The sequence below is a fragment of the Bradyrhizobium sp. Leo114 genome (genome assembly GCF_055229415.2).
This window is the reverse complement of sequence record NZ_JBUYEN020000033.1, coordinates 77,960-94,566: the sequence shown is the minus strand read 5'-3', so window position 1 is coordinate 94,566 and position 16,607 is coordinate 77,960. Positions and strand designations below refer to the sequence as shown.

The window sequence follows — 16,607 nt, the reverse complement described above, 5'->3', positions numbered from 1 at the left end:
ACACCTGAGCACCGGGCAGCAGACTTTCCGCGACGATCCGAGCCCGCTCGGCCTCCGAACGCACACCACGCCCGGAGGGGCCTTCAAGCACCTCAAGCCGGCTGACCGCCCCAACTGACGAGCTGTCCAAATGGACGTCCTTTTTGCCGTCCAATCCCATCCCAAACCTCCGTTCAATCCGGACGCTTCTTCGCACATCTAATCTAACCCCGAACCCTGGGTATCGGCTTAGCGCTTACTCTCATCCGCCGTGTCGGCGGTGTCGAGCGCCGCCGCATGCAGCTCCGGGGGGACGCCGAGCGCAAGACTGATCAGGATGAGTTTGGCGGTGTCTTCCCGGCGCATGCGAACCCTGGTGACCCAAATGGCCCGGTCGAGGCCTGTCCGCTAACCAGATCACATGCGCGCTGATATCCATGATGGCCCGGAGCACTGTGCTCCAAGCAGAGGCCGGATACATTGACGCAAGACCGCATCTACCGGATCGTCGAAATCTTCTTGCACCGCACAGCCGGACCATACATTGGGTCAGGCTTCGAAGTGCCTTCCGGCGCGAGCTTAGTCAGTTTTTCCTGTCATAGTCTCACATTCTCAAATGCGTGATTCTGATGTTTGGAGAATTGCAGCGGCGAAGAACAAGCTCGACTCGCGACAAATTGCGTGCTCCATCCTTGGATTGCGGAGACAGAAGCTTCGCGGGCCCTCTTCCTGCATTGGGCAAAATAGCGATGAGAGAAGGAGGAGGTCTCGCAACGCACAACGTTTAGCTGCATTGCAACAACGGCTCCGCGGCTCCCGCCCGATCGTCTCCCGACACCCGTGATGTTTGCGCTGGTCAATCACCCGAGGTCGGCCTGACGGCGAATCCGTGATTCATCGTTCTCCAACCGTATCCGGTGAGGTGCTAATCTTTTGGAACCTATCCAAACGGCTCTGGTAAAGCCTGACAACGGCAGGAGAGAGCTATGGTCGAGAAACAGGTGCAGCTCACTTGGGATCCGATTGCCCTTGCGGCGCAAACTGCAGAATATCGCGAAACAAAGCCAGCTGCTGATGCAGCGCTTTGTGTCACATCAGCCGGACGCGGTTAAGTTCGGCATGGGCGACACGTCGACGCTCGGGTTCGACTTTTTCGAGCTCATGACAAAGATGATGGCCGACCCGGTGGTAGTCGCTCGCGCCCAGATCGACCTATTCTACGACACGCTAGGTATCTGGCAGAAAACTGCGGAACGCATGCTCATGCTACGTGCACGCGAGGCCGGTCCCCCGAAAGACAAACGCTTCAAGCATCCGGACTGGAGCGAGAACGTTATCTTCGACTTTGTGAAGGACAGCTATCTCGTTGCGGCGAAGTCGCTTCTTTCTGCAATCAGCGAAACTAAAGGCATGGATGAGGCCAGCGCTCGTAAGGTCGATTTCTACACGCGCCAATTCATTGATGCTTTGTCGCCTTCCAATTTCGTCGCGACCAATCCGGAGGTCCTCACCGCGACCCTGGAGTCTGGCGGACAAAACCTGCTACGTGGTTTGGAGAACCTTCTCGTCGATCTGGAGCGCGGCGATGGTCGGCTTGCGATTACAATGACCGACATAAAGGCTTTCCGCCTCGGCGAAAACATCGCAACGGCGCCAGGAAAAATCATCTACCAGAACGAGCTTATGCAATTGATCCAATATGCTCCGTCGACAAACGAATGTCGGAGGCGGCCACTGCTCATCGTGCCGCCGTGGATCAATAAGTTCTATGTTTTCGATCTTCAGCCGAAGAACTCTTTCGTCAAATGGGCTGTCGATCAAGGACACACGGTGTTCGTCATCTCCTGGGTGAATCCCGATGAGAGGCTCGCTGAAATGAGCTTTGAAAATTACATGCTCGAGGGACCGTTGGCGGCACTGCACACGATCGAGTCCGCGACCGGAGAGCGTAGCGTCAACGCGATAGGCTATTGCCTCGGCGGAACCCTGCTTGCCTCGACGGCGGCTTTTCTGGCCGCGAAGGGCGACGACCGGATTGCAAGCGCCACCTATTTCGTGACGCTCGTCGATTTTACCGAAGTCGGTGATATGGCCGTCTTCATCGACGAGGAACAACTGGCGTCTCTTGAAAGACGGATGCGCGAGCGCGGCTATCTGGAAGCGCAAGATATGGCGACGGCGTTCAATATGCTGCGCGCGAATGACCTGATCTGGTCTTTCGTTGTCAACAATTACCTGCTCGGCAAAGAGCAAATGCCCTTTGATCTTTTGTTTTGGAATTCCGATTCGACGCGCATGCATTCGTTCTATTTGCGCAAGATGTATCAGCGAAATCTGCTGACAAAACCCGGCGGCATCACGTTGGCGGATACGCCGATCGATCTGTCGAAAGTCAGAACCCCGGCCTTCATTTTGGCCACGCGCGAAGTCCACATTGCGCCGTGGAAGTCGACCTATGCGGCGACATGCTTGTATTCCGGGCCGGTCAAAGTCGTTCTATCCGCTGCGGGCCATATGGCTGGCGTGATCAGCCCGCCAAGCAGCAAATATGGCCACTGGGCGAACGACAACTTGCCGCCCAGTCCGGACGAGTGGCTCGCCGGCGCTACGCCTCATCAAGGGTCCTGGTGGCCGCTTTGGGACGAATGGGTAACGCAATTTGATGCAGGCCGCGTTCCTGCCCGCGAACCGGGCGGCGGCAAGTTACCGGCTATCGAAAACGCGCCGGGCTTGTACGTACGCGTGAGATCAATGGCCTCGTAAGTTGCGGGGAAGCGATGGTACGACCGCGACTGCACGCAAATCAAATGTTACGGAACGGTGATGTCCGCTCTAACCCTCAGCAGCGGCCATCCTTTTCTGAGCGGTCCGGCTTCGTTTCGGGCCAATCGCGCCACTCTGACCTGCCGCCCGCGACTTCCGTCTACCCTGATAACCGGACAACCGCCGAGCTGCCTGCGATGTCTCGGTTGGGGCCAGAAGCTGACGTCTCCGGCACTCAGCTCTTTCTGCCTAATAAGGAGCGCAATGGTTTTCGGTTTCGATGACTATCCGCTCGCCGCAAACAGATCCCACTTCCCGGGCAGTCCTTTGAGTTCGTAAGAACCGCGTTCGGCGAATTTCAACCCGGCTCCGGCGACGAGGTCGGTGACGACGCGCGAAACCAAAACGTCATCGGAGACGCATTGCGACATCACGCGCGCGGCCGCGTGTACGGCGATGCCAGCAATGTCATTGCCTCTAGTCTCAATCTCCCCCGGTGTGCAGGCCGGCGCGAACGGAGAGTCCGATCTGTTTCGCCGCCGAGCCAAAGGCGAGCGCGCAGCGCACCGCTCGTCCAGGACCGTCGAAGGTTGCTAGAATGCCATCGCCAGTGCTCTTCACCAGATTGCCGCGGTGCTTACCGACCATGTCTCTTGCAATCTGATCGTGATTGTTGAGCAGCCGAAGCCAGCGCGCGTCGCCCATCGCAGTGGCGCTGCGCGTGGAGTCAACGATATCGGTGAATAGCACGGTCGACAGCACGCGCTCAAACTCCACCGCGCCATGATCGCGGCGACCGGTGACGAACTCCTCGATATCTCCGGGCACGGTCTCGTTGTTGGCGGTCCAGACCGCGTGGTCGCCAATTGGATATTCAATGTATTTGACGCCCGAGATCGCGGCTGCGAGCTTTCGGCCGAGATCGACCGGCACTTGGAGATCGGCTTTGCTGTGCAAGACGAGGGCCGGCACCTGCAACGTCGGCAGGATCGCGGTCACGTCGATCTGGCGGTTGAGTCGTAAGAGTGTTCGCAGTGCACCGGGACTACTCGCCAACCGCACCCACTTAGCATATTGCGCGATCACGGCTGGATCGACCGCCTCGCTCGGCGCGATAGTTTTGGTCAGTTCGCCGGTACCCCACAGCCTCAGGATCTGCTCGAAACGTGCCTCCCATGCCTCATCCGAGAGACGGTCCGCGGATCGGCTGAAACAGCCGGCCAGAATGAGGTGCGACACGCGCTCAGGGTATGTCGCGGCGAATAGCACACTCATGCAACCACCTTCGGAGAAACCGACCAGCGCCGCGTGCTTGGAGCCGATGGTATCCATGACGGCACGGACATCGTCCATGCGCACCTCGAGCGACGGCGCACCGGACATCCGGTCCGACATCCCTTGTCCGCGTTTGTCGAAGGTCACGACCCTGGCGAAGCCCGCGAGCCGCCGCAGAAAAGCGGTGTATCCTGGGAGTTCGTGCTGGAATTCGATATGTGAGATGAAGCCGGGAACCAAAACCAGGTCGATTGGCCCGTCGCCCATCACCTGATAGGCGATGCTAACGTCGCCGCTCTGGGCATATCTCGTCTCGGGCAGTTTGAAGTCAGTCATCGAGCGAAACCTCGGGGCCTACTCCATTGTTGCCGCCCGAATAGCCGAGATCAACCCCGTAGCTTCTGCCACTCCGGTTTTACGTCTAAAGACCTCAGCCGTAGTCCCGCACATTTCCGCCTTGGGTCAAACTGCGACTTCACGGCATCACCCGACGACCTCCGCCTTACCCCGATAACCGGCACTCCACACGACGGTCGGAAGGTCGGTTGCGGGCCAAAATCCGAAATCAGCACCAACGGCGAGCCGGTAGACGCGCCGTGCTTCTTCTGGGGCGCGCGGACGATTCGATTTGTCGCTTGGCGGCGCCGACCTCGCGAACGTACTGGGTGAACAACAGCGTCACCCGTCTGATGGACCGATGTCGCTCGGTAGCTGCCGAGCGAGGTGCGACGTTCCCATCACTCGCAAAGGTGGTCGATCCTAAACCTCGGTATACCCGTCTCAGACAAATGTACGCACGGATCAACCCTCTCGTCCAATTGTCCAGTCCATCTCTCTATGATTACGCTCTGACTTGGGTAACCGAACGACAAAGCTGACTTGCAACTGCCATGCGGGAAATCACCAAAAATTCGAGCGACGAGTGATGGGCTGGATGTTCGAGAACGTGGGACGTTTGATTGCTTGGCTGCAGAAGCCGGCCAACCACTGTGAGCCGCTCACCTCGAAGGATTCGGCGGCCTTACGCGACACTCTTCGCCCCGGTGACGTTTTGCTGGTCGAAGGCAAAGGTCGTATTTCCGGCGGCATCAAATATCTCACTCAATCGACCTGGTCGCATTCGGCGTTGTACGTCGGGCCGATAGCGGGCGCCGCAACCGAGGGCGAGCCCCACGTCCTGGTCGAAGCCAATCTCGACGAAGGTGTCGTGTCGGCGCCCCTGTCGAAATATCTGCATTGTCAAACCCGCATCTGCCGGCCGGTTGGCCTGAGCGAAGCCGACCGCGAAAAGGTTTGCCGCTACGGCTCTGAACGCATTGGCCTCGGCTACGATTTCAGGAACGTCATCGACCTGATGCGCTATCTATTCCCATGGCCGGTGGCGCCGCGTTGGCGTCGCCGACCGATCGCACTCGGCTCCGGCGATGCGAGCCGCATCATCTGTTCGTCGCTGATTGCGCAAGCATTCGACGCCGTGCGTTATCCGATCCTGCCCAAGATCACGCGGATCGAAAGCCAGACGGCGCGGCGCGAAATCGCCGAGACCCGTCACTCGTCACTCTACGCGCCGCGCGACTTCGATATTTCGCCCTACTTCATGGTGGTGAAGCCCACGCTCGCGTTCGGCTTCAACTATAGAGACATGCAGTGGGCCGATCTTCTCCAGGTTCACACCACACAAGCCACGCTCGCTCCAGAGATAGAAGGCGCGATCGCGACGGGCGGCCTAGCCAAAATTTCCGCTAAGGCACTAAGTTGCGCAATGCTCACGGATGATTGACATGTCGAACCCACGTCTACGACTGATCCATTGCTCAAGCGGTATCCGGCCGGGAGCAAAGTACCGGCGGCACGGCCGCAGCTTCCGACCTCTGGTTATTGATCGGGCGGCGCGAGCGAGACCAGCGCCGAGCGAAAGCTCGTGGGAAGCTGCGCTTAACCCGGTCAATCTTGGTTTCTTAATTTCCATTGCCTTCTTGCAGGTGAGCATGACAGTTCTTGATGCCTGGACTCATCCTGAAAACGACCTGCCAGATTGACATGGTGCACCCGAGCCATCTATGGCGGCCGGGTGGGTCACCGAAACTCCGCCTCCTGTATCATTCGCATCGACCGTGCTGCTCTAGACCGCTAGTGAACCGGTTTCCGGGACGGCAGGGTCAATGTCCGTTCCGGGTCTTGGCTGGTGAAAACGCTCAGCACTTGATGCGCCATAGAACAAGTTATTCGTCCAAGAGCCTCTTAGCGCTCCAACTCGCAACGGCACTGAACTTAAAGAACGAGCTGAAGAATGCAATTCTCGTCGCGTTTCGATATTTCGCGTTTTTGCACAGCCAGGGTCAAAAGCGGCATTTGACTTCGCGCTGAGCGGCGTCTCGTCTACCCCGGTGAGTTGACGTGGCGATCTTCAATCCGGATTTCGGCCATGGGCCACAAGCGGATGTCGTCGCCTAATCGATCATTGGTGGATGCGGGGATGAGCAACCCACGACCGTAGCCGACGAGGATGCGCCCTGTGGTAAAGCCCCGATTCGTTTCAGACGATGGATCTACTGTCAGCATCACTGACGTGCCTCAGCAACAAAAAGGTTCGTCGAGGAAATTCATGACCGACCACAAGAAGTCGGCTTAACCTTCCTGATCGCTCCGGTCGGAATTCGATACTGACCTAGAGCACTATTATGATCAAAACGCCAATCGCTACCGCTGCTGCGGCCGCAGTAGAACTTTGGTTGCGCAACCGGAACGTTGGAAATTGGAGGTGACCCCCAATGACAACAGAGATGCGGAAGACCGGTATCGACGTCGTTGGCGACATGGTGGCCTGGGGTGCCCACTTTTGCCTCTTCTATGACACGAGAGAGGATCTCCTCGACACGTTGATCGAATACTTCAAGTCGGGTTTGGGAAGGGAGGAGTACTGCCTGTGGGTTGTTGCCGCGCCTTTGACGATCGAAGAAGCGACAGCTGCGTTGAAAGCCGCGGTGCCTGACCTTGATCGACACCTGGCGGACTCCAGGATGGAAATTGGGTCGGCCCGCGATTGGTTTCTCCAGGGCGGCACGTTTGATGGCAAGAGAGTGACAGACGCTTTGTATGAGAAATTCGCTCGCGTATCGGCCAGAGGGTACGCTGGCATGAGAGCGACCGCGGATACCACCTGGGTCGCAAAGAAGGACTTCTGGAGACACTTTTGCGACTATGAAGATGGTCTCAACGAGGTTATCGGCAATCAGAGCCTTGCCCTGCTGTGCACGTACCCGCTTGCGACGTGCGGAGCTCATGAAATCCTGGACGTGGTGCGTACACACCAGTTTGTCCTCGCAAGGCGACACGGGAATTGGGACATTGTCGAAACCGCCGCGCTCAAGCGAGCCAAGGCCGAAATCACGGGGCTCAATGAGGAACTCGAACAACGTGTAGTAGAACGGACCAACCAGCTGATGCTGGCGTCGGAAGCGTTGCGCGAGGCGCAGACGCAGCTGGCGCACGTCAATCGCGTCACGACGATGGGAGAGCTGTCGGCCTCGATTGCCCATGAAGTCATGCAGCCAATCGCGGCGACAGTTACCAATGCCCAAGCTGGCTTGCGCTGGCTAAACGCCCAGCCGCCAAATCTGGAGCGGGCCCGGCAGGCGCTCGGCAACACCGTTAAGGCAGGCAACCGAGCCACCGACGTCATAGGCCGGATCCGTGCCCTAATCAAGAAGGCGCCCCCACGGAAGGATGCCTTGGAGATCAACGGAGCAATCCTTGAGGTCATTGCCCTGACCCGTGGCGAACTTGTGAAGAACGGCGTCTCGGTGCAGACACAGCTCGCGGAGGGCTTACCGCTCATTCAAGGAGATCGAGTCCAACTGCAACAAGTGATCCTCAACTTGATCATCAACGCCGTCGAAGCGATGAGCGAGGTCGGTGAAGGGGCGCGAGAGTTGCTAATCAGCACCGGAAAAGATGCATCGGGCGGGGTGCTCGTCGCCGTGCGGGATTCGGGCCCGGGACTGAACCCGGAGAGTTTTGACCGCCTGTTCGACGCATTCTACACCACCAAGCCCGGTGGCATGGGCATGGGACTATCGATCTGCCGATCGATCGTGGAAGCTCATGGGGGACGAATATGGGCCTCTGCTACTGCCGCCCCGGGTACAGTCGTTCAATGTATCCTGCCTGTAGGGTGAGAGTGTAAAGGCAAAATTGGACTCGTCCTCGCAACCCCGACGTCGTGAACGGTAGCCTGCCGTTCCGGAAGGAGTTCTTGGGGCCTGAAGTCCGGAATGGTGTCGCGCGGCGATCTGGATGGAAGAGCGCGTCAATCAAGGTGAGAGAGTTTCGCCGGGCTCGTGACGTAGGGAGGGCGTAGCCCGACCGGAGTTACGAGCCCGGCGTCGGCGCGATCCGCGAGGGACCGCGCCGACTGGTGATCGCGGCTGGCAGGTTATGCAAGTGGTTCTTCCGCCAAGAGGAATCACTCGCTTGCCCGGCCGACACATCACAGATCACCAGATGAGGCTATACATGAAGTACCGTCAGACCGATAGTCCGCCAGTGGCGGCGGCCAAGGCGTCATTCAGCGCGTCGACCGCTTATCGGATCGAGAGAGATCCCCGACTTCCATCGCAAAAGAAGGCTCCCCGCAGCCGGCGACGACCTATGTGTACCGAAAACCTTATCCGGGTTGATGACGTAATGGAATCGCCTAAGCTGGCGGAATGATCGGGCTGCTCTGTTTCGTACTGGCCGTCTTGGCTTCGCCCTCAAGTCGAAGAGCCGACTTGAAGCAGAGAATGCGGCGCTCAGACATCAGTTGATTGTCTTTGAGGCGTAAGCTGCGGGGTCGTGTCCGGCTCAGCAACGATGATCGCTGGTTCTTCATTCAGCTGTATCGCTGGTTTCCATCGATTTTGCAGGTCCTCACGATCATCCGGCCCGAGACGGTCGTGCGTTGGCACCGGGCCGGCTTTCGCGGCTATTGGCGTTGGAAGTCGCGCCCGATCGGAGCGCGGCCGCCGATCGACGCGAGGCTGCGCGCGTTGATCCGGCGGATCAGCGTCGACAATCCGCTGTGGGGCGCGCCACGCATCCACGGCGAACTGCTCAAGCTCGGGTTCGAGGTCGCGCAGTCCAGCGTCGCCAAGTACATGGTGAAGCGACGCGGGCCACCCAGCTAGGGATGGCGCACCTTCTTGCGTAATCACGCGCCGGACATTGCCGCCATGGACTTGTTCGTTGTTCCCACCGTCGGTTTCGATCTGCTCTATGCTTTTGTGATCGTCCGGCTCGACCGCAGCGACCTCGTCTGGATCAACGTCACAGCAAATCCGACGGCGGAATGGGTTGCACGTCAAATCAGGAGGCATTTCCTTGGGATGAGGCTCCGCACTACCTCATCCGCGATCGCGACCGGCCGATTGCGCGCCATGGGCATCCGGGACAAGCCTACCGCACCAGCCTCGCCTTGGCAGAATGGGTTTGCCGAACGGCTGATCGGATCGATCCGGCGTGAGTGTTTGGACCACGTCATTGTTTTGGGCGAGGCGCATCTGCGTCGGGTCCTGCAATTCTACGCCGACTATTACAATAACGTCAGAACGCATCGATCCTTGAACAAGGACGCGCCGATTTCTCGCCCGGTTCAGCGAACCGGTGCGATCAGCTCACGCGCCATCCTGGGCGGACTTCATCACCACTACGCCCGAGCTTAAGTTTTCGGTACACACAGGCGTGCAAATCACGTTGCGATTGCCCACGATTGGAATCGTTCCCCGCGCTCGCCTGTATCGTGCCATGCTCGCCATGCGTGGACGCGTCGGTTGCGGTTGCCGCTCTGAAACCGCTATGATCGATTAGAGCGTTGATGGACCCTCATCCTCCGCGAGGATAGTTATCTTTGCCGTTGCCGTTGGCGCTATCTTGCCCGCGTCTGCATCGAAAATCTGAAATTCATCGCCACGTCTGTCGACGGTATCGCCTGGGGTAGTCCCGAAGGCAAATGGCCGATCGTATATTCCGGGATCTAGTAAGGCACAAGTTGTCGGAACCACCCAGGTTCGCATCGGCGCTGCTAGGGATATTGAGGGTTACCAATTCCTTGGTGCCGATTGCGGTAGCTGATGCGAAGACATCAGGTAAGCTATCACGAAGATCGAACGCTTGCGCAGGTGATAGGCTATGCGTACGTTCGATCGACAGAAGCGGGTTTCTGATTCTGAGCTTGACGCGGCGAGAAAGCTCGCGCGAGCCTTTCGAAATCCTCCGGCGGAAGAGGGCGGCCAAACAAATAGCCTTGGTAATTGAGCCGCCCATACCGCGCTAAGAAGGTATATTGCTCTTCCGTTTCCACGCCTTCGGCGATGACGGAAAGACCAAGACTTCTGCTAAGTGCGATGATCATCTTGGCTATCGCGGCACTATTAGGATCGACTAAGACATCCTTGACAAAGCTGCGATCAATCTTGAGCTGATCGATAGGAAGACGCTTTAGGTATGAGAGGGACGAATAGCCGGTTCCGAAATCATCGAGGCTAAAGCTGATACCGATTGCTTTCAACTTATCCATCTTGGCTATTACGTCGTCGACATTGCTAACTAGTGTGCTTTCGGTAAGTTCAATTTTTAGGCGACGAGGATTAGCACCGGTTTGCTCGATGATCGTACGAATTTGATCGACGAAGTTCTTCTGGCGCATCTGCAGTGCGCTGACATTTATCGCAACACTTAAGTGCTCGGTTGCAGGATCTGATGACCAGCTAGCTAGCTGCCGGCAAGCGATTTTGAGCATCAAAGCGCCGAGCGGCAGGATAAGACCTGCGCTCTCCGCCGCCGGAATGAATTCGCTTGGAGAAACCATGCCTTTCTGCGCATGTGGCCAGCGGGCCAGCGCCTCCGCGCCCAATAGCCTTCCTCCGTGATCGACCTGTGGCTGATAATGCAGCAGAAACGCTTCCCTTTTTAGATCTTCCCGCAGATCTGTCTCAAGGGCAGCTCGCGCCGAAATCATAGTCTGCATAACGGGATCAAAGAACCGGAGGCCATTCCGGCCAGCGGTTTTTGCGTCATACATCGCTAGATCTGCCCTTTTTAGCAGTTCGTCGACGTTGTTATCCTTAGGAGAAAATAGGGTCACACCGATGCTGGGCGTGCATGGATATTCATATGCGTGAAGGCGAAAGGTATCAGTGAAGGCGGCAACAATCTTTTCTCCAACTGCCTCTGCTTGCAAAGCAGCGGTTTTTGCCTTTTGGGTACCGAGATTGGCAAGAAGAACCACAAATTCATCGCCGCCGAAGCGGGCAACTGTATCTTCTGCACTTACACATCGAGCGATGCGCTGAGCCGCCGCTTTCAGCAGGAGATCGCCCATGTCGTGGCCAAGCGAGTCGTTCAGAGTCTTAAAATTATCGAGATCAATGAAGAGCACAGCGCCGTAGGATTTGTGGCGAGTATTGGCATTGAGCGCCTGACGAACGCGGTCGATCAGTAAGACACGGTTCGGCAAGCCTGTAAGTTGATCAAAAAACGCTAATTCCCGGATCTTTTCCTCAGCGTGCTTGAGTTTGGAAATGTCATAATAAGAGCCGATGTAATTGGTAACTTCTCCTGCCTCGTTTTTCACGGCGGATATCGTCAGCCAGCGCGCGCAATGTTCTCCGCTCTTCGTCCTGATACTCATATCGCCCTGCCAGCTACCGGTGCTCTGAAGGGAGTTCCACAAGCTCTGGTAAAACTCAGCGTTGCGACGATGCGACTGGAATAGACGTGCCGTTTGTCCAACCAACTCTTCCATCGCATAACCAGTCAAGGTGACGAAAGCGCGGTTGGCACTCAAGATCACGCCCTTGGTATCGGTGACAATCATTCCCTCTTGAGCATTGAAGGCGGCAGCGGCGATGCGCAATTCAGCATTTGTCTTGTCAAGCGCATCGCTCTGCTGTTGCAGGTCGATCTCAATCGCTTCGCGACGCTTAATCTCTTGCGAGAGCGCAAGGTTATGTTCGGCCAACTCCGCTCTGTGACGATTGGATTCAACGAACTTAATTTGCAGCCGCGCCGAATTCTGACGCATTCGTTCGAAGCCGATAGCCAACACGAACAGCGCGATAGCGAGGAGACCCAGACAGAATACAGAGGTCGGCGAAAGTGTACTGCCGTAAAGTTCCTCTTCGCTCGCCAGACGCAGGACGGAAAGCCGTGTGCCTCGAAGCGGCAGGCGCAGCGCAAAGTATCCCTTCAGCCCGGGAGCCAGGACAACTGATAGAGCCTGAATGCGGCCAGCCGGCAGAGCGGCGAGCGCGGGGCCGCTGGTAGCAACAGGCGAGTGTCCCAGCTCGACCGGGAATAACACCTCGCCGTCATCGGCCAACAGGAATTCATGGGGCTGTCCCAGATCGTTGCTAGGTACTAATGATGCAAGCAGATTGAGGTCGCTTATACTCTGCACCGTTCCCCGTACCCCGCCCTTCTGCAACACCGGCGCACTGGCTACAAGCAGACGGCGCTTCTCGTCGATCTGAACATTCGGCTCGACGAGATTCAAAACGGGAGAGAGCGTTGCCACGCCGGACGCGCCGACATCAGCTTGCGTCACGCCGTTGTTGTCGAAGAAAGTCAGGCGCAAGTAGCAGGGTTGGCCGCGATATTTATCTTCATCCAAGGTAGTCTGGAAACGACCCTCGATTGCAGCCAGATTAGCAAAGAGTCCATACTTGACGGACATCCCGAGATCGAGGTTGCTGAAATAATTGGAGATGTCCTCACTGGCGGCGAGCCGCGCGACGGCCTGCCGGCGCTCGATCAAAAATTCCCCAATCTGGCTGGTCCGCGCTTCACCGATTGATAGAAAACGCGCATCGGCGTTCTGACGTAATTCCACTTGCGATGTGTAGAGATTGACAATCAGAAACAATATTGACGACAGAAAGGCCGCGGCTGCTATGAATGGCCAACGCAGAGCCAGGAATCGACTGAAATTGGCCAGCCAAGGCTGCATCAATTCGTCTTTGCATAAAATTCCGGAAAGAAGCGGCGGATGCCGGGATAGTATTTGTTCACGAGCCGATCATAGGCGCCGGAAGCTTTGAGGTCCCTCAAATAGGCATTGAATTCGTCGCGCAAAGCCGTCGCATCTTTTGGAAAGGCAGTTGCCAACATCTGCGGGCCGGAGATCGGCCCTAGAATCTTGATCCTGCCAGCCCATTTTCGCAAATCGAGAATGGCGTCTGGCACGTCAAGCAGCGTCAGCTCAGCTTCCCTGTTGAGCATAGCCGGCACCATCTCGTTGAGGTTCGAACTCTTATTGTAGGCCTTCAGGTCGATACCGACATTGACCAGGTCGTAATTGGCTGGGTCTAAGCAGGTGCGCTCCATGACGAGCACGCTCCTGGAGCCGATGGCTTTCCGCGTCTCGGCGATATCTGCCTCGAGATCGGCGCTACCCTCGATTGGCTTTAGATCAGACTCGGCTGGCGCCACTAACAAAACCTGGGAGGGAAGGGTCGGATCGGAATATAGGAGAACGGCCTCTCGCCACGGCAGTATGGTGAAACCGCTCGAAATCACGTCCCCCTTGATGGGATAGTCGCCTGTCAGCGCCACCTCGCCATTTTTGCGCACGGCATCTTTGCCGAGCAGATCGCGGATCACCGAATAAAAATCTGAGTAGACAAGCTTGTAAGATACGCCGATCCGTTTAGCGAAGCCCTGCATCAATTCCACGTCGAAACCGTCACCAGCGCCGGTAACAAAATTAGCGTAGCGGATACCGATATGGCGAATTTCGCCGCGCTTCTTGATCTCCGCGAGATCAGCTGCCCAGCTAGAGGCCACAAACAAACAAGCCATTGCGCCGCTGAGCGACCCAAGCACGAAACGCTTCGAGAACATGAAGGTGCACTTTGCTTTTACAGCGATAAAAATGCACCTTAAAAGTCCGGCATTAAGAAAAGATAGCGAAAAACAGTTAAGTGCAATCCAATTTGGCCACCAAAAGCTGGCTTGGCGGCGATGGATTACGGTCTTGTCGCTGGCTGTAGTGGAAGCGAATCCCTCAGGTTCTTGAGTTCGTTCAGCACCGACCTCCAAGGACCGATCGCGCTCAACAACGTACTTAAGGTTAATAAGACGACGTATCCTGAAAATTCGTGCCAATGAGGAGTTACGCGAGACAAGTATTGGTGCCCTTGCTGTCCTATCTGCGCATAAAGCAGCACGAGCGGCGCACTGCCTAACACACTCGTTGTCAGGTATTGGAGGGGTGAGACACGAAAGACTGCAGCAAAGAAGTTCGCCAATGGCGCTGGCACGAGTGGCGAGAGGCGTAGTCCGAGCAAAGTCAGCCAAATCTTGACAGCGGAGTAGTGATCTAAGCGAGCGCTGAGACGTTGCTGAATCTGCTTCCGGTAAAACAAAAACGCGCTCAAACCGCCAAAGGTACTGCCGAGCAACACCGTTGCACCTCCGGCGAATCCATCCATGTAAAAGCCTGCCGCCAGGTAAACCATGGGCATGGAAGGAAACGCCAGAAAGGCAAGCGCGGCTGATGTAAGCAGAAACGTCAAAGCTGTTACGAGCGGATTCGCTTCCGCCATTCTCCACAAGCCCGGGAACAGCTGCGAGGCTCCTTCGCTCGACATGGGCGACGCAAAGTACGCCAACGACAGAAGGAGAACAGCCGACAAATAGAAGATTACCGCTTTGTGACTACGCATCACACTAGCCTAAACCGGATAAGAGAGGCGGCGTATATTCAAAGCTGTTGTAGGTGTTCCAAAACAAGACCTTCTTGTTATTCAGTGTCCCAGTTCGAGACAAGGCGAGCAGCGACCGCCAAGCCTTCAACGTAAATACCGGATCGAGATTGAGCCCTGCCTCCTTCAATTCCTCCGCCCACGCGGTATCGACGCTTTCGACCAAACCGTAGCCAGGACCCCAGCTGTTAGAATCCGGGACAAAAATTTCCTCCCGCACACGACGAAGAGTGTTGGGCGAAATGCCTGGAAAGCGGATCTTTTGCAGCCAAGCCGCCGTGCTCCGGGCGAGCTGGGTGACGTTTCCCTCCACAAAGGGCAGAGAGGGCTGCCGATTGACCAACCATCGCGTCAAATAAGGTTTGTCCTGATCGGCCACCCCTACCACCTTGGTTTGCCATCCCATCAGGTGGACGCCGAAGAGCAGGCCGAGCACAGTCGAACCGCTGCCCATGGGAACAAAGATCACATCGGGCGGCGTTTCCCATGCCTGAGCGGCGTCGAGCCACTGCGCCAGCTCGGCGACCGCATTCATATGTCCCAACACGCTTAATTCGTTCGAACCGCCTGGCGGAACAACCGAATCCGTGTCCGGATGCAGCCAGTGCCTTGCAAATTCGTAAGCCGCCTCGCCTACCAATTCGACGTCGTTCTTGGTTATGGCAACGCGCTGAACAAGACTCTGCAAAATGGCCAGCCTCGCCATGTCCGTGGCGGCTCCCGGTACCTCAAAAAGCACCAGATCAAGGGCGCAGTTCAGCGGCTCTCCGTCGCCGGTCAAATCAGCCATGCGGTTGGCGAGAGCAAATTGCAACGCGTGATTGCTGGAAACCGCACCGATGGTCCCAAGGTGCTGAGAGCCGGACCACTTCAAGTTTGGCAACAGAAATTCGTACTTGCGGGCCTTGTTACCAAAAACGGGATAGTGCGCACTGCTCTCATTCACCACCAAGAGTTCAGCGCAATCGATTTGTCGCGTCACCGACGGTGGCAACTGTAAGAGGTGGTTTTCTCGCGCAAATATGGGGGTCCAGGGAATGATAGCGCGGGCCTCGGCATCCTTCAGGAAAATGGAATTGCCGGGATCGCCTAGGCGCTTGTATCCGGCGAAAGAGTCTTTGCGGACGCGCGTGTTGATGATGAGAGGCCCCTCTTCGGCGTCGGGATCTACCAAGGAGGGAAACAGCTTGGCCAAAGCCAAAAATTGCGAGTTCAATACCGCAGGCGACGGCGCCAAACCTGAAACATCGGCCATATGGGGAAGCGGCAACAACGGACGCCCGCTTTGAGCCGCGCCGACCGCGCCCAACGCCGCTCCGCCCAAAATGATTCCTTGCACAAAGTTTCGGCGAGAGAGGCACATCGCGAACTGTCACATGGCACCCAGGAGTTGTAGATTAACCTTTTTTTAACGATATTCCAGTCGGGTGCTGGCTTCGGCGAGGAATAATTTAAGTTTTGCTTAACCAAGACTCGTCTAAAAGCACGCCAGGATTCCGATCGGGCCTGACCTTGCCTTTGCCAATAAGCTTCGAGAGAATTGCGATCGGAGCGGCGTCGGATAGCCAAGGTTGAGGTTTAGCGCGGGCCGACCATCTGGCCGAGACGAGCCGCACATTTCGCTCCAAACAAGGCGCGGCTGCTACGCTCCAGCCTATACGAATCGAGCAACGGCATGGCGGGCGAAAGGCGAAACCGGTCAAGCAGATGCAGACCAGGCCGAAGCGTCCCGACTGGCCACTGAAAATAAACATGATGCTGTCGGACAGCTCCGGCATTTGGTACGCCGGAAAGCAGAATGTCCGCGTCGGGCTTAGAAGCAGTGCGGTGAGTCAATCTAGAGATGCT

Annotated in this window: 10 protein-coding genes and 1 pseudogene; 6 read left to right on the top strand and 5 right to left on the bottom strand. The window is 56.9% G+C overall.

Annotation, left to right across the window (positions count from 1 at the left end):
- Positions 1-1,008: 1,008 nt before the first annotated feature.
- Complete coding sequence (locus tag ACZIRK_RS31905) at positions 1,009-2,742, top strand: PHA/PHB synthase family protein (protein WP_245474605.1); 1,734 nt, start codon at positions 1,009-1,011, stop codon at positions 2,740-2,742.
- Between the two features lie 483 nt (positions 2,743-3,225).
- On the opposite strand, the gene ACZIRK_RS31900 is transcribed toward ACZIRK_RS31905, so the two are convergent.
- Positions 3,226-4,353, bottom strand: a complete 1,128-nt coding sequence (locus tag ACZIRK_RS31900; RefSeq protein ID WP_245474604.1) for an adenylate/guanylate cyclase domain-containing protein — start codon at positions 4,351-4,353, stop codon at positions 3,226-3,228.
- A 589-nt stretch (positions 4,354-4,942) separates the two neighbouring features.
- On the opposite strand from ACZIRK_RS31900, the gene ACZIRK_RS31895 reads away from it, so the two are divergent.
- From ACZIRK_RS31895 to ACZIRK_RS31875, 5 genes and pseudogenes are all read left to right on the top strand, one after another.
- Complete coding sequence (locus ACZIRK_RS31895; protein WP_130224801.1) at positions 4,943-5,797, top strand: YiiX/YebB-like N1pC/P60 family cysteine hydrolase; 855 nt, start codon at positions 4,943-4,945, stop codon at positions 5,795-5,797.
- Between the two features lie 991 nt (positions 5,798-6,788).
- Positions 6,789-8,195 (top strand): MEDS domain-containing protein, encoded by a 1,407-nt coding sequence (locus ACZIRK_RS31890; protein ID WP_474418810.1) that lies wholly within the window; start codon positions 6,789-6,791, stop codon positions 8,193-8,195.
- 295 nt (positions 8,196-8,490) lie between these two features.
- A pseudogene (locus tag ACZIRK_RS31885) lies at positions 8,491-8,721 on the top strand (IS21 family transposase); the annotation flags it as partial.
- A 233-nt stretch (positions 8,722-8,954) separates the two neighbouring features.
- Complete coding sequence (locus ACZIRK_RS31880; protein WP_474418809.1) at positions 8,955-9,185, top strand: hypothetical protein; 231 nt, start codon at positions 8,955-8,957, stop codon at positions 9,183-9,185.
- Between the two features lie 45 nt (positions 9,186-9,230).
- The gene (locus tag ACZIRK_RS31875) at positions 9,231-9,719 is read left to right on the top strand and encodes an integrase core domain-containing protein (protein ID WP_474418808.1); all 489 of its coding nucleotides are present in this window, start codon (positions 9,231-9,233) and stop codon (positions 9,717-9,719) included.
- Positions 9,720-10,183: 464 nt separating this feature from the next.
- On the opposite strand, the gene ACZIRK_RS31870 is transcribed toward ACZIRK_RS31875, so the two are convergent.
- The 4 genes from ACZIRK_RS31870 to ACZIRK_RS31855 form a co-directional block, all read right to left on the bottom strand.
- Positions 10,184-13,003 carry a putative bifunctional diguanylate cyclase/phosphodiesterase gene (locus tag ACZIRK_RS31870; RefSeq protein WP_474418807.1) on the bottom strand — a complete coding sequence of 940 codons (2,820 nt, stop codon included), beginning with the start codon at positions 13,001-13,003 and terminating at the stop codon, positions 10,184-10,186.
- The gene (locus ACZIRK_RS31865) at positions 13,003-13,896 is read right to left on the bottom strand and encodes a transporter substrate-binding domain-containing protein (protein ID WP_130224650.1); all 894 of its coding nucleotides are present in this window, start codon (positions 13,894-13,896) and stop codon (positions 13,003-13,005) included. Before ACZIRK_RS31865 ends, ACZIRK_RS31870 begins: the two co-directional genes overlap by 1 nt.
- 125 nt (positions 13,897-14,021) lie before the next feature.
- On the bottom strand, positions 14,022-14,720 hold the full coding sequence (locus tag ACZIRK_RS31860) for a TVP38/TMEM64 family protein (RefSeq protein ID WP_130224648.1): 699 nt from the start codon (positions 14,718-14,720) through the stop codon (positions 14,022-14,024).
- Between the two features lie 4 nt (positions 14,721-14,724).
- Positions 14,725-16,068, bottom strand: a complete 1,344-nt coding sequence (locus ACZIRK_RS31855) for a pyridoxal-phosphate dependent enzyme (RefSeq protein WP_165435108.1) — start codon at positions 16,066-16,068, stop codon at positions 14,725-14,727.
- Positions 16,069-16,607 lie beyond the last annotated feature (539 nt).